Here is a 13,855-nt window from a genome sequence, read left to right as displayed (position 1 = left end):
GTTAGAGGCTCTGGTTAATCTTGTGGGATTGTAACGGATATCCGCGATCGCGGAAGTGACCAAATCGCAATCGTGACCGTTTTAATGGTTCTGGTTGCTGAATCACAATCTCTGCCAAGCGCTCGAAGCGGCTAAACCACTTGGGAACCTTGGTGCAGAGGTTGATCAGTAGGCCGTGGTGATCGGCGGGATCGTCGCCACTGTTAATTTCTATTTGCGCCTGCTGGTTGTCAGCCTGGGGGGCGTGGGGCAGGAAGCTGTCCTCGCGAAAGCTCCACAGCAGTTGGTCCATCTGTTCCACTCTCTGCGGATTATCCACCGCAATAAGTACCCGCATACCCGCGCGGTAGGCTTTCTCAGCCAGGCGACAGGCAAAAATATCGGCGTGTTCCGGTTGATCGGAGGAGAGGATATAGAAATCAATGCGAGTCATTAGGGGTACTGGTCAAATAATTCCGGCCGTATTGATGCGCTACCGATAAACAGAAGCGGCCCACTGGTGGGCCGCTCGGTGCGCCGGACACCGAGGGTGCCGGCGGCTATTGTGCGCTTTGGCTGCTTATTTGCCCAGTAGATATTCAACCAGTAGGGGCACCGGACGGCCGGTGGCCCCTTTCTGCGCGCCGGACTTCCAGGCACTGCCGGCAATATCCATGTGCGCCCAGTTGTAGTCTTTGGCAAAGCGCGCCAGGAAGCAGGCCGCAGTGACGGAGCCGGCTTCGCGCCCGCCGATGTTCTGGATATCGGCAAAGTTGGAATCCAGGGAGGACTGGTACTCGTCCCACAGCGGCATCTGCCAGGCGCGGTCACCGGTGGTTTCGCCGGCCTGGAGGAGATCCTTGGCCAGTGCTTCGTTGTTGGCGTAGAGACCGGTGGCGTGGTGGCCCAGGGCAATAACGCAGGCACCGGTGAGGGTGGCGATATCGATAACCGCGCTGGGCTTGAACTTGGCGGCGTAGGTGATGGCATCGCACAGCACCAGGCGGCCCTCGGCGTCGGTGTTGAGGATCTCGATGGTTTTGCCGGACATGGAGGTTACAACATCGCCGGGCTTGCTGGCGCGGCCGCTGGGCATATTTTCAGCAGCGGCAACCAGGCCCACGACATTGATAGACGGCTGTAACTCAACCAGGGCGTTCATCACACCGAAAACACTGGCGGCGCCGCCCATATCGTATTTCATCTCGTCCATAGCGAGGCCCGGCTTGATGCTGATGCCGCCGCTATCGAAGGTGATGCCTTTACCGACCAGTACCACCGGCTTTTCGCCGGTCTTGCCACCTTTGTAGTTCATGGCGATCAGCGCGGGCGGCTGGTCGCTGCCTTTGGATACGCTGAGGAATGCACCCATGCCCAGGGATTGCATTTTTTTCTCATCCAGCACGCTGGTGGTGAGTTTTGTGTGCTTTTTAGCCAGGGCCTTAGCCTGGGCGGCTAGGTAGCTGGGGGTGCAGATATTGCCGGGCAGATCGCCCAGTTCGCGGGCAACGTTGCTGCCCAGTGCCTGAGCTGCGCCCACTTCCATACCGCCCTGGATGCCTTTCAGCTGTTTTTTCTCCGGGGCGTGGATGGTAAATTTTGCCAGCGGCAGGGGCTTCGCATCGGTGCGGGACTGGGTGTAGCGGTAGCTTGCCAGGCCGGCGGCCATGGCGATTTGCTGTGCTTTCCAGCGGTTGTCGACACCCTCGACATCCACTTCACACAGGTAGCTGGCGGCATCTTTAAAGTTCTTTACCCCGTTGGCACTGCTGGCTGCCAGCTTGCGGAACTCTGCCTGGCTGAGAGCGCCTTTGCCGGTGCGTACTACCAGTACGCGCTCGCTGGGAACATCGATAAGATTGATCAGCTGGGTGCTGCCGGATTTGGCCCCCAAGTCCCCGCGCTTGAGGATTTTCGCAATCATTCCCCCGGTCAATTTATCCAGGTTTTTTCCACTTTCGCTGAGGTTATTTTTGGCATCTGCTGAAATAATCGAGCAGGCGCTGCGCTGTTTACTGATATCTGCAACCTTGGCGGAGAACTGCATTTTTCGCTTTCCTTAAAATCTGACAATAGATTGCATGCCTCAGAGTCGAGACATAGCAAGAATTTTTAGTGATAATGCGTCGCACAAGTTTAACCCGCCTGCTTATGGATTGCTGTACCCGGTGGGCAACTTACTCATTTTTGATTCAGCTACCATCACACCGCTGTCACCAAGGAATTTGTTCGCCCTGTGATTATTTTTCGCTATCTCTGCCGCGAGCTGCTGTTTGCCACGCTGGCGGTCAGCGCAGTTTTGCTGTTAATTGTGATGAGCGGCCGATTCGTGAAATATCTGGCGGAAGCTGCCGCTGGGGATATTTCCGCGAATATCCTGTTCTCCCTGATGGGGTTCCGCTTGCCGGGATTCCTGGAACTGGTTTTACCGCTGGGCCTGTTTGTGGGGATTCTCCTCGCCTATGGCCGCCTCTATATAGAAAGTGAAATGACCGTTTTGCACGCCTGTGGCTTTAGCGACTGGCGTCTATTGGGTTACACCATGATCCCGGCGCTGGCGCTGGCGTTGGTGGTGGCCTCTATGAGTCTGTATTTCTCCCCGGCGGGTATGGCGCGCTCTACCAGCTTGCTCACTGCGGAAAAAGCCCGCAACGAGTTTGATCATTTGGTGCCAAAGAAATTTGTCTCCTCCCAAGGGGGCCGCGCGGTTTACTACGCCGATGCGCTGAGTGAGGACAAGTCCACTATGTTGGGGGTGTTCCTGGCGGAGTTGGGCGGCGCAGAAGCGGAAACCGAGGCGGACCAACAGGTAGTTATCCGCGCCCGCGAAGGCGTGCAGGAAATCGATCCGAAGACGGGCCTGCGCTATTTGGTTTTGCGCGACGGGTTTCGCTACGAGGGCGTTCCCGGCGAGCGGGAGTACCGCCAGATGAAGTTCAGCAGTTACTCCGTCATTCTTGAGGTGCCCCGCGAGCGCAGCCGCCAGCGGGACCAGATGGAATCCGCCTCTACCCTGGAGCTGCTCAAGGGCGATGACCCGCAGCAGCGGGCCTATCTCTACTGGCGTTTCAGCCTGCCGATCTTGGTATTGGTGGTCGCCGTGCTGGCGGTGCCGCTCTCCCGCACCAACCCTCGCCAGGGGCGCTTTGCGAAGATGATCCCCGCGATTTTGCTGTATATCACCTACCTGGTGATCTTGCAGGGGGTTCGCGGGGCGATTGAGGACGGCAAGATTTCCAACCCGGCAATGATCTGGCTGGTACACCCGCCGTTCCTGCTGCTCGGCTTGCTGTTGTTAGCGGGCAGAAATTGGCGCAAGGCGCCGCCCAAGCGTTTGCCCGAGGGTGTGAAGGAGTCGTCAGGTGAGTAAGCTCGATCTATATATCGCCCGCACCGTTATCGCTGCTGTGGGCGGTGCACTGATGATTATCCTCGGCCTCACCGTGGTCTTTGCCCTGGTGGATCAGTTGGGAGAGCTGGAGAAGGACTACGGCTTTGTCGACGCCCTCAAATATGTGGGCTGGACCCTGCCGGCGCGTATTTACGAGCAGCTGGGCTTTTCCGCCCTGGTGGGCTGCCTGGTGGGGCTGGGCTCGCTGGCGGGCACCAGTGAGCTGACCATTATGCGGGCTGCGGGCATTTCCATTGGCCGGATTACCTGGTCGGTGATGAAGCCGATTACCCTGTTGATTTTGCTCGGCCTGGGGCTGGCGGAATTTGTTATTCCCCAAACCAACGTGATCGCCGAGAGCGATAAAGCCCGGGCGCTGGGTGAGCTGGAAGCGAGCGGTCTGGAAAGCGGTCTGTGGCTGAAAGACAGCGGTGAGTTTGTTCACTTCAATGCGGCGCTGCCGGATGGTGAACTCTACGGTGTTACCCGCTATCACTTCGGTGCCAATCGGGAGCTGGAGCGGGTAGAGTTTGCCGAGCGCGGCCATTTTGATGGCGAGCGCTGGGAGCTGGAGAATAGCCGCACCACCCTTTTTACCGGTGAGCATACCGAGAGTGAAACTGTATCCACGAGCGAGTGGAAAGCGGAGATCTCGCCGGAGTTGTTCGCCCTGGTGGTGCCGCTGCCGGCGGACCTGTCACCGCGCAACCTGTGGGCCTACGGCAAGTTCCTCGACCGCAAGGGTGAGGACTCCAGCCGCTACTGGTTGCAGTTTTGGAAGAAAGTGTTGCAGCCGCTCACCATCGCCAGCCTGGTGATGGTGGCGATCTCCTTTATTTTTGGCCCCCTGCGGGAAGTGACTACCGGGCTGCGCGTATTTATCGGCCTGGTGGTTGGCCTGGTGTTCCAGTTTATCCAGGATATCCTGGGGCCATCCTCCCTGGTATTTGGCTTCCCGCCTTTCCTCGCCGTGCTCTTGCCGATACTGCTGTGCTTCGGCGCCGGCTGGTATCTACTGCAAAGGGCCCGCTAGGGCCCCGCAGGGTCTATTTGGATTTCTTGGGCAGTATGCGCACTTGGGATTCGGAGATAAGGTCATGCCAGGTGGCCTTATCGGATCTGGCCCAGGCCGAGAAGAAACCGAGCCCCAGACAGGCAATCGACAGGGGCGCGACTATGGCGCGCAGAACACATTGGCGCCAGGTGAGCTGAACCCCATTGGGGCTCGCCAGCAGCAGGCGCCAGGCGCGCATTCCCACCGTTTGGCCCGCCGCCCGCCAGGACCAGAAGTAATAGCCGGCAATAACCGCCAGCGCGCCCAGCTGGAAGAAGGGTCCGCTGACACAGGGGTTGTAGTCATTTACCTCGGGCTGGCAATTGAGCCCCACCACTGTCGACGCAACCATCATCGCAATAAAGCCGTAAACCACCAATAGGCCCATCAGTATCAGCAGGTCGTAGAGCAGTGCCGCCAGGCGCCGGCCTACCCCGGCAATCGGGAGTTCAGGGAAAGATTTGGGGGGGGTTGAGCTACTCACGGTTATCTCCGCCGGTTTAGGTGGCGGAGATTCTAACAAACCTGTAAACGGGGAAGGAGAGGGGAGGCGCCGGACTTCAGGGACTCGTTAAAACTCCAGTTCAAAAGAGAACTTGAATTTGTCGTCGGACAGGGAGATTCCATAGTCCACCGAGCCGCCAATCTTGCCCTCGTGATCGGTGTAGCGGAGCAGGCCAATACGCGCGGCGCGGGAGTTTTGTGTCTTGTAGGTGTCGAGGCCCATGCGCAGGATTTTGGACAGCGCTTTGCCGCCTCTCAGGGGCTTAAACTTGTCCGGGCTGGTGTGCATTTGCAGCCACTGGTAATTCAGGCGCCGCTGCAAATTGCTCATACTGTTGGTACGCAGGTACTCGGCGGCCTGGGTTAGGGCGTCGTTATCCATGGCAAATGCGGAGTCGGGAAAGATCAAGCTGCCGGATTCCAGGTTCAGGGCTTCGCGGGAATCTGGAATAAACAAATCATCGGCAGAGCAGACACAGCACACCGGCAGGAGGGCTAGACCAAGAATCTTTGGCACTAGCTGATTGACGCTAAATCGAAAACTGCAAAGTAGCATTGCGGTTGCCCCTGGATATCAACTTCTCGTGTCATTGGTCGTATACGGTCGTTGAATTTATTATGGATCATCGCAAACAAAGCATTTTTTCGAACAAATTAGGCGGCTGTTGCCACTCTGCTTACTTGACGGTCGGAAATATTCAGCACCTTCCTTGAAGATCGCATGAAATGGGTACTTTTTCATTTTTGCCCAAGTAGTCGCAAATGTGATTAAGGGACCGCCAATGTTTTTTTATTATTATTTTGATATTTCTGCGCCAAAGCTGATGAAAAAATACTCTTAAATTACTACCGGTTCCACCGGGCCGGAGCCCGGTTGTCGGGAAGGCGCGCGCAAATACGCTACGCCACTATTTTCCCGCAAATAATCAGTGAGGAGGGGGCTGATAGAGGGTCGGCCTTGGGTTCGTGTATTGCATCTATAGCGAGGCCGCTGTTGTTAAATAACTGCACCCAGCTCTCCAGTGTGCGGAAATACCAGGGCGCGGCCTCGGCAAAGTTCCCCTCAATCCCGTCCCAGGAACCCGGGCGCCAGCCATCCCGGTAGGGCTGTTCCGCACAGGCCCAGTGGGGGTGAAGTGTTTGGACCACAAAGTGTCCACCGTCGAGCAGCAGTTCGCGCGCCCTGCCAAACAGCTGCTCGACGGACTCTTTTCCGATAAGGGAAAAATTACATACGATCAGTGCAAATTGTTGCTCCAACTTTTCGGCGCAGATTTCCTCGTATTGCAGTTGCCGGTAAGAGTCACAGCTACCGGCGCGGGCGCGGGCAATATTGACTAAATCTTTTACGCCATCGACACCGCATACCGGAATACCCTGTTGTGCGAACACTCTGCTGAGCCAGCCCTCACCGCAGCCGATATCCAAAATCGTTGCGGGTTGGTAGGCGCTGATGGCGCTGACAATGGCGGCGTCGGTGACCAGTCGGCGGCTGGGGATGGCGGCCTTATCTACTACTTTAGTCCACTCGTGCGCATTCTTATGCCAGCTGGCGAGGACTTGATCATCACTGAATTCGGAATTGGGCATGCTTGGGGGACCTCCAGCCTGTCATTATTCTGTGCTTGAGTGTACCGTCAGCTGACATCCAGCTACAAAGGTGCTGAGGTCCCATGTCCACTCAAATGATTTTTGATTATGTGATCGTAGGTGCTGGCTCCGCCGGTTGTGTTTTGGCAAATCGGCTCAGTGCCGAAGAGCAGCATCGAGTTTGTCTCTTAGAGGCGGGCCCCAAAGATCGGAGCCCCCTGATTTCTATCCCGGTGGGTATCGGCGAGTTGTTACCGGGTACCCGCTATAACCTGCACCACCACACCACGCCACAGCAGCATCTGAACAACCGCAAACTATTTTGGCCGCGAGGCAGAACCCTGGGCGGGAGCAGTGCGATCAATGCCATGATTTATATCCGTGGCAATAGCGACGATTACGATGCTTGGGAAGCTGCGGGCAATCCCGGTTGGGGTTGGCAGGGGCTGCTGCCTTACTTCCTGGTGGCGGAGGGCAATGAGCGCGGCACCGATGCCTATCACAGCGGCTACGGTCCTCTGTCGGTATCGGACCTAAAGTGGACCACCGAAGCGAGCAAGGCTTTTTTACGCGCGGCAGAGTCCCTGGGATACCGGCCGAATAATGACTTTAACGGCAGGCAGCAAAATGGGGTGGGCTTTTACCAGGTGACACAGCGGCGCGGGCGGCGCTGTTCTGCGGCAGCCGCTTATCTGCACCCGATTGCCAACCGTTCAAATCTGCGCGTTCGCACCGATAGCCAGGTGGCGCGAATTATTCTCAGTGGAGAAAAGGCCACCGGGGTCGAATTACTCGATGGCACTAAAATTTTGGCGAACAAAGAGGTGATCTTAAGTGCGGGTGCTATTCAGTCGCCACAGTTGCTGCTGCTGTCGGGTATTGGCGACCAGGATCAGCTGCGCAAGCAGGGTCTGGCCTCACAGGCGCACCTTCCGGGGGTGGGTAAAAATTTGCAGGATCACCTGGATATTATCCAAGTGGTGGAGGCCTCGGAGCCGGTCAGTTTTTCCGAAGCGCTATGGCCCAAAGTGCTCACTGCGTTGCGCCTGCCGGAACTGATCCTGTTTAATAAAGGACCCCTGAGCAGTAATGTGGCCGAGGCGGGGGGCTTTGCCAGTTCCAGTTTGGCGGGGAGCAACCCGGATATTCAATTCCACATGACGGCGGTCCCAACCTTTCAGCACGGTTTTAACAAGCGCACCTGCTATGGTTACTCCCTCCACGCCTGTGCCCTGAGGCCCAAGAGTCGCGGTGAGATCACCTTGAATTCCACCGACCCGCGCAAACTGCCGCGAATAGAGCCCAACTATCTGAGCGAGCCCGAGGACCTGCAAGTGATGGTGGAGGCGTTCGAAATGGCACAGGAGATCCTCGCCCAGGAGGAGTTGAGTCGCTATCAGAAAAAGTCACTGCGTCCAGAGCAGAAGTTGAGTGATAGAGAGGCAATCATCCACTATATTCGCCAGCATGCAGAATCCATCTATCACCCGATAGGCACCTGCCGAATGGGCGATGATGAATTAGCTGTCGTGGATAGCGAGCTAAAAGTACGCGGAGTGGATGGACTGAGGGTTGTGGACGCCTCCATAATGCCCACCCTGATCAGTGGCAATACCAATGCGCCTGTGATCGCTATTGCGGAGAAGGCGGCAGATTTGATTTTGCAGCGATCTCCGCACTCGTTTGTAAAAGAGAATAGACACACTCAGGAAGTTGAATGATCTGGCAATGCCCGCTCTGTGCTGCCCCCTTAACCTTAGGTAAAGATTCTTGGCACTGTACTAACCGACATAGTTTTGACCGCGCGCGCGAGGGCTATGTCAATCTGTTGCCTGTTTATCGCAAGCGCCGCAAAGATCCCGGTGATTCCTCCGAGATGTTGCACGCCCGGCGGCGCTTTCTCCACGCCGGTTACTACCGGCCCCTGGTCGATAGCATTGCGGCGCTAATGCCCTACAAGCCCGGCCGCCGCTTGCTGGATATCGGCTGCGGCGAGGGGTATTACCTGCGGGAACTTGAGGCGGCCGGCTGGCATGGCCACGCGCTTTCCGGTATCGATATTTCCAAGTCCGGTGTGCGTATGGCGGCCAAGCGCGATACCAGCGCTCAGTTTGTGGTTGCCAGCAATGTGAATCTGCCGGTGGCCTCAGAGTCCGTGGACAACCTGCTAAAAATCTTTGCTCCGGCGCCAGATCACGAGATGGCGCGGGTGATTAAAGTCGGGGGGCATCTGTTGGATGTATCCCCCGGCCCCGATCATCTGTGGACATTAAAGCAAGCCCTGTATCGGGAACCGCGCAAACACCCCGCCCCCAAAGTGATCGACAAGTTGACGCCGGAAGTCGATTTGCGCTGCTGCTTTCCTTTCGTGCTGAAGGGTCAGCAGGCCATTTCAGATTTTCTCGCGATGACGCCTTTTGCCTGGAAAGGCAATCGGGAAGCGCGGCAGCAGCTGGAAGAGCGCGACAGCCTGGAGCTGGAGGCGGATTTTGTTGTGCGCCGTTTTATAAAACACAGCTAGCGGTCACAGCGGCTAGACAGTAGCGCCTCCTATGTGGCGTTTGACAGAGAGACGATAGAGGTAAAAGGGCAGCTTGATGGCGACTCCCAGAGACTTTGGATTTATGCGGCGAGCCCTGGAGCTTGCCCAACTCGCCGCTGAGCGCGGTGAAGTACCGGTGGGTGCAGTTTTGGTACAGGATGGAAAAATTATCGGCGAGGGCAGCAACCGGCCCATCGGCAATTGTGACCCCAGTGCCCATGCGGAAATTGTCGCCCTGCGGCAAGCGGCGGATAAGCAACAGAATTACCGCCTGCCAAACACCACTTTATATGTGACGATTGAGCCCTGCACCATGTGCTTTGGCGCTCTGGTACACGCGCGGGTAGGGCGCTTGGTGTACGGCGCCACCGAGCCCCGGGCCGGTGTGGTGGAAAGCCAGTTGGAATTGGCCCAGGCCAGCTTTTTTAATCATAAGATTGCGGTGGAGTCGGGGGTTATGGCGGAAGAGGCGAGTAACTTAGTGCGCGAGTTCTTTCATGATCGACGCTGATTTACTGCTGGCCTTCGCGGTGAATGTGCTGGTTGTTGCCATTGTCGTCCTGATTCACCACGAAGCGCTCAGCGCCCTTGCCCGTATCGGCGGCTGGGTACCGATCAGGCACAATCTGGCGATTGTTCTGGGGGTGTTTGGTGCCCTGATTGCCCATGTGGTCGAAATATGGCTATTTGCCTACTGCTATTACTTTATGGTGAATTCGCCCTATTTTGGCACCCTGGTAGGTAACTTTAATGGCAGTCTGCTCGACTGTGCCTACTTCTCCTTTACCACCTATACCTCACTGGGGTTTGGCGATATTGAGCCACTGGGACACCTGCGTTTTACCGCCGGACTGGAAGCCCTCACAGGACTGGTAATGATTACCTGGACCGCCTCTTTTATGTTTTTAAAAATGCAGCGCTATTGGGAAGATTAAGGCGAGACCACTTGAGGCTTTGGGGGCCGGAATTGAGAGGGCAAAATAGGGGCTGAGGATGAACTCGGGCTTTATCAAAATGGCACTGGTCCTGGGGCTGCTCAGCTCTGTGGGCCCTATGGCCATCGATATGTACCTGCCCGCGCTGCCGCAAATAACCAAAGCCCTCAACACTTCAACGAGTGTCACACAATATACCCTAATGGTCTATTTTGTCGCCTTTGGGGTATGCCAGCTACTCTATGGTCCCACCTCGGATATCTTTGGCCGCAAACCGCCACTCTATTTTGGCTTATCACTTTTTACCATTGCATCAATTTGTTGTGCTTTAGCGCCAACGATTGAGTGGCTGATCGTTTTTCGGTTTTTTCAGGGGGTCGGTGCGGCTTCAGTGATGTCTATCCCCCGGGCCATTATTCGAGATTCTTACACTGGGATGCAGGCAACCCGCCTTTTAACCACCGTAATGCTGGTATTTTCAATTTCTCCTCTGCTGGCGCCACTTATTGGCAGCCTGTTGTTGGTGAATTTTGGCTGGCGCAGTGTATTTATCGGAATTTCCGTTGCTGCGGCCTTGTGCTTGGTACTCGCCATAACCAGTCTGCGCGAGAGCCTGAAACCAGAAAATAAAGTTCCCTTTAAGCGAAGCGCCCTGTTGCAATCCTTTGTGCTATTGCTGCGCGACCCTATTTATCTCGGGCTGATTGGCATTGGCGGATTTGGCTTTTCCGCGTTCTTTGCTTTCCTTTCGACAGCCTCATTTTTATATATGGGCTATTACGGTTTGCAGCCCACTCAGTTCAGCTTAGCGTTTGCCTTGAATGCTATTGGTTTCTTTCTGCCGAGTCAGTTTGCCGCGAATCTCGGCGCGCGCTTTGGCCCGGTGAGGCTGGTCAAATGGAGTGTGGCCGGTTTTGCCCTGAGTGCGATAACCATGTATACGGTCGTTACGGCGGGCTTCGATCAATTTATATTTCTTATATTAATGCTGTTGTTGTGCAATATGTTTTTGGGGATGTTGCTTCCCATGGTGCTTATCCTATCTCTGGAGCAGCACGGACCTATTGCGGGAACGGCCTCCTCTCTGGGTGGGGCGATGCAGTTATCGATGGGCGCAATATCAATTGCAATGATCAGTCTAATATTTGACGGTACCCCCGGGCCTCTGGTCAGCGTTATCGCTGTTTGCAGTCTTCTGGCACTGGCAGTATCGATTTTGGTCCTGCGCAATGTACACAGTATTGCGGCGGATTGAGGCGTGCTCTATCGGGTGCCGGCTGGATTTGATCACAACAGTCACCGCCACCCGATAGGAAGATTTTAGGGGAAATTTACGCGGCTCTAGTAGGCGCCGGCGCTGTAGATTAATTCATAGCTATGGCTGTAAATTTCCAAAATGTTACCGAATGGATCTTCCATGTAAATCATGCGGTAAGGCTTTTCACCGGGGTAGTAATAGCGGGGCTCCGGCATGCGTTTTTTGCCTCCAGCGGCAACAATTTTATCCGCCAGCTCTTCCAGGTTGGGATCTTGCACGCAGAAGTGAAAGATACCGGTTTTCCAGTACTCAAAATTGTCTTCGGGGTTTTCCTGATTGTTAAACTGGAACAGTTCTACCCCAATCCGGTCTCCGGTGGATAGGTGGGCGATGCGGAAACTGCCCCAGTTGGGACCAAATACGTCGGTACACATTTCACCGATAGCGCTCTTGTCCTCGGTGATATCGGTGGGCTTCATAATCAGGTACCAGCCCAGCACCTCGGTATAAAACTTTACGGCTGCTTCCAGATCTGGCACTGAAATACCGATGTGAGAAAAGGTTCTCGGGTATGCGCTGCTCATGGCAATCTCCTTGGTTGAATACGGCCAAGTTACAACCTATAGCTCATTACGTATAATTATCATTTGTTATCTTTTTGAGTAATTTCTGTAATGATTAATCCAGTGTGGCTGCGGAGCTTTTGCACCCTGGCGGAGGAGGGGCACTTCACCCGCACGGCGGATCGCTTACATATGACACAGTCTGGGGTAAGCCAGCATATTCGCAAGCTAGAGGAGCACCTGGGGGTCGCCCTGTTAATCAGGCAGGGTAAGCACTTCGCGCTCACAGATGCGGGTGGCAGGCTTTACCGGGAGGGGCAGGGGATTATTCAAGCGCTCTCCAACCTGGGGCATATTATTGGCGAGGACCCACCGCATCAGGGCGCGGTAAGGGTCATGTGCCCAGGTAGTGTGGGGCTTAAGCTCTACCCGAAGCTGCTGTCCCAGCAGCAAGTCCACCGGGGGCTGGCGATCAGCTGCCGCTTTGCCCCCAATTTGGATGTGGAGAAGGCGATCGCAGAAAACGACGCTGATATAGGATTAATGACTAGTCCTCCACAAGCGCAGGAGGTTGATAGCAGGCCGATCGCCAGTGAGCAGTTGCTGCTGCTGACACCGGCAGAGGTGGCAAGCCCTGACTGGCAGCAGCTGTTAGCCTTGGGGTATATCGGCCACCCCGACGGTATCCATCACGCGAGTCTATTATTGGGGGCAAACTTCCCGCAATTTCGCAGCCTTAACGATTTCCAGCAAAAAGGCTTTTCCAATCAAATCAGCTTGATTCTGGAGCCTGTTAGCCTGGGCTTGGGTTTTACCGTTTTGCCCAGCTATGCGGTAAATGCGTTTCGAGAGCCGAATTTGATCAGGGCACACAGCCTGGAGAAGCCCGTGAGTGAGACACTCTTTTTGGCGCTTCGACGCAGTCAGGTTGTGCCCGCCAGAGTGGAGTTTATTATCCGCGAAATGGAGAAATGGCTTTAATCAGGTGCGCAAAAATCCAGAATTGTAAGATTGACTCGCGGCGGGGCGAATAGCTACTGGTGCAAGGCCTTTTGCGCATGCTCTGTGAGATTGATCGTGATCTGCTTGATTAGCTTCGACTTTAAGTTCCAGACGTGCCAGTAAAGGGGGATCTGCAAATAGTGATCCTCTGTGAACTTGATCAGTTTTCCACTTTTTATCAGGCTGGCCACCTGAATGTCCGGCGCCATCCCCCAACCGAGTCCCAGGGTCAAAAAGCTGAGAAAGCTTTTTGACGAGGGGATTTCATGGGAGGGGTATTGGCCGGTCTCCACCCCCCAAAACTGTTTCAGGTAGCGGCTCTGTAATTGATCCTTGTAGCTGAACTCCACTGCCGGAGCGTAGCGAAACTCTTCAACATTAATTGGATCTGAGAAAAACTTCTTCTTAAACGCCTTGGTGCACACCGGGTAATAGGCCATATGACCCAGCAGTACCGACTGGCACCCCTGGAGGTTGCTGGTGGTGGAGCTGATGCAGCCGATAACCTCGCCATTCTTTAATAGCTCATGGGTGGCTTCCTGGTCATCTACTTTTAGGTCCACCAATAGCTGTTGAGATCGAATCAGTGGTGTGATCGCGGTCAGAAACCAGGTATCCAAGCTGTCCACATTCAGTGCGATACGAACCTTATTCTGATTGCTATAGCGGGTCTTGCCCCCCTCGGGATCGATATCCGTGAGCAGCTCCTGCTGTAATAGATGCATTTGTTGGTAGTAGCCCAGCACTTTGAGGCCGGCCTCAGTGGGGCGCAATGGGCTGGAGCGGATCAGCAACGCCTGCCCCACCTGGCTCTCTAGCGCTTTGATTCGCTGGGAAATTGCAGACTGGCTGATATGGAGTAGCGCGGCGGCTTTGTCAAAACTGCGCTCTTCCAGCACAAAGGCAAAGGCCTGGAGTTGCTTGAGGTCTAGCATAAGAATTTCTTATGAGGGATCAGTATAATTAAATTTACTTATTCTAGTTTGCCTCTTAATCTCGCGCCACCATTCAGGCCCGCAGCCCTGCGGGTATTTCCA

The 13,855-nt window shown here is 55.2% G+C and carries 15 protein-coding genes; 8 read left to right on the top strand and 7 right to left on the bottom strand.

What is annotated here, in order from left to right; all coding sequences use genetic code 11:
• Window position 1: 1 nt before the first annotated feature.
• Together ACJJIK_RS09865 and ACJJIK_RS09860 are read right to left on the bottom strand one after the other, a co-directional pair.
• Window positions 2-433: a DNA polymerase III subunit chi gene (locus ACJJIK_RS09865; RefSeq protein ID WP_444932051.1), complete on the bottom strand. Its 432-nt coding sequence runs from the start codon at window positions 431-433 to the stop codon at window positions 2-4.
• Between the two features lie 126 nt (window positions 434-559).
• Window positions 560-2,026 (bottom strand): leucyl aminopeptidase, encoded by a 1,467-nt coding sequence (locus ACJJIK_RS09860; protein ID WP_444944925.1) that lies wholly within the window; start codon window positions 2,024-2,026, stop codon window positions 560-562.
• A 189-nt stretch (window positions 2,027-2,215) separates the two neighbouring features.
• On the opposite strand from ACJJIK_RS09860, the gene lptF reads away from it, so the two are divergent.
• Together lptF and lptG are read left to right on the top strand one after the other, a co-directional pair.
• Window positions 2,216-3,349 carry an LPS export ABC transporter permease LptF gene (lptF, locus tag ACJJIK_RS09855; protein WP_444944924.1) on the top strand — a complete coding sequence of 378 codons (1,134 nt, stop codon included), beginning with the start codon at window positions 2,216-2,218 and terminating at the stop codon, window positions 3,347-3,349.
• Entirely contained in the window at window positions 3,342-4,403 is a 1,062-nt protein-coding gene (lptG, locus tag ACJJIK_RS09850) for an LPS export ABC transporter permease LptG (protein WP_444944923.1), read from the top strand. The genes lptF and lptG overlap by 8 nt, the downstream gene beginning before the upstream one ends.
• 13 nt (window positions 4,404-4,416) lie before the next feature.
• On the opposite strand, the gene ACJJIK_RS09845 is transcribed toward lptG, so the two are convergent.
• The 3 genes from ACJJIK_RS09845 to ACJJIK_RS09835 form a co-directional block, all read right to left on the bottom strand.
• Window positions 4,417-4,908, bottom strand: a complete 492-nt coding sequence (locus ACJJIK_RS09845; RefSeq protein WP_444932047.1) for an RDD family protein — start codon at window positions 4,906-4,908, stop codon at window positions 4,417-4,419.
• An 87-nt stretch (window positions 4,909-4,995) separates the two neighbouring features.
• Window positions 4,996-5,484 (bottom strand): hypothetical protein, encoded by a 489-nt coding sequence (locus tag ACJJIK_RS09840; protein ID WP_444944922.1) that lies wholly within the window; start codon window positions 5,482-5,484, stop codon window positions 4,996-4,998.
• A 344-nt stretch (window positions 5,485-5,828) separates the two neighbouring features.
• On the bottom strand, window positions 5,829-6,518 hold the full coding sequence (locus ACJJIK_RS09835) for a class I SAM-dependent methyltransferase (RefSeq protein ID WP_444944921.1): 690 nt from the start codon (window positions 6,516-6,518) through the stop codon (window positions 5,829-5,831).
• 83 nt (window positions 6,519-6,601) lie between these two features.
• Between ACJJIK_RS09835 and ACJJIK_RS09830 the strand changes: the two genes are divergently transcribed.
• The 5 genes from ACJJIK_RS09830 to ACJJIK_RS09810 all read left to right on the top strand — a co-directional run bounded on the left by ACJJIK_RS09830 (window position 6,602) and on the right by ACJJIK_RS09810 (window position 11,250).
• Window positions 6,602-8,239, top strand: coding sequence for a GMC family oxidoreductase (locus ACJJIK_RS09830; RefSeq protein ID WP_444944920.1), 1,638 nt, complete (start codon window positions 6,602-6,604; stop codon window positions 8,237-8,239).
• Window positions 8,236-9,039, top strand: a complete 804-nt coding sequence (locus tag ACJJIK_RS09825) for a putative RNA methyltransferase (protein WP_444932043.1) — start codon at window positions 8,236-8,238, stop codon at window positions 9,037-9,039. Before ACJJIK_RS09830 ends, ACJJIK_RS09825 begins: the two co-directional genes overlap by 4 nt.
• A gap of 76 nt (window positions 9,040-9,115) precedes the next feature.
• Window positions 9,116-9,571, top strand: coding sequence for a tRNA adenosine(34) deaminase TadA (gene tadA, locus ACJJIK_RS09820; RefSeq protein ID WP_444944919.1), 456 nt, complete (start codon window positions 9,116-9,118; stop codon window positions 9,569-9,571).
• Window positions 9,558-9,995, top strand: coding sequence for an ion channel (locus ACJJIK_RS09815; RefSeq protein WP_444932041.1), 438 nt, complete (start codon window positions 9,558-9,560; stop codon window positions 9,993-9,995). Before tadA ends, ACJJIK_RS09815 begins: the two co-directional genes overlap by 14 nt.
• Before the next feature lie 58 nt (window positions 9,996-10,053).
• Window positions 10,054-11,250 (top strand): multidrug effflux MFS transporter, encoded by a 1,197-nt coding sequence (locus ACJJIK_RS09810; RefSeq protein WP_444944918.1) that lies wholly within the window; start codon window positions 10,054-10,056, stop codon window positions 11,248-11,250.
• 86 nt (window positions 11,251-11,336) lie between these two features.
• On the opposite strand, the gene ACJJIK_RS09805 is transcribed toward ACJJIK_RS09810, so the two are convergent.
• Complete coding sequence (locus ACJJIK_RS09805; RefSeq protein WP_444932039.1) at window positions 11,337-11,837, bottom strand: lactoylglutathione lyase family protein; 501 nt, start codon at window positions 11,835-11,837, stop codon at window positions 11,337-11,339.
• 90 nt (window positions 11,838-11,927) lie between these two features.
• Here ACJJIK_RS09805 and ACJJIK_RS09800 point away from each other — a divergent pair, with 90 nt between their 5' ends.
• On the top strand, window positions 11,928-12,797 hold the full coding sequence (locus ACJJIK_RS09800; RefSeq protein WP_444944917.1) for a LysR family transcriptional regulator: 870 nt from the start codon (window positions 11,928-11,930) through the stop codon (window positions 12,795-12,797).
• Between the two features lie 53 nt (window positions 12,798-12,850).
• Here ACJJIK_RS09800 and ACJJIK_RS09795 read toward each other — a convergent pair whose 3' ends face one another.
• Complete coding sequence (locus tag ACJJIK_RS09795; protein ID WP_444932037.1) at window positions 12,851-13,753, bottom strand: LysR family transcriptional regulator ArgP; 903 nt, start codon at window positions 13,751-13,753, stop codon at window positions 12,851-12,853.
• Window positions 13,754-13,855: the final 102 nt, after the last annotated feature.

Source organism: Microbulbifer regidiadema (SeqCode), assembly GCF_052466995.1.
Note: the sequence above shows the minus strand (reverse complement) of the source record. Positions and strands in the feature narration are given on the sequence as shown.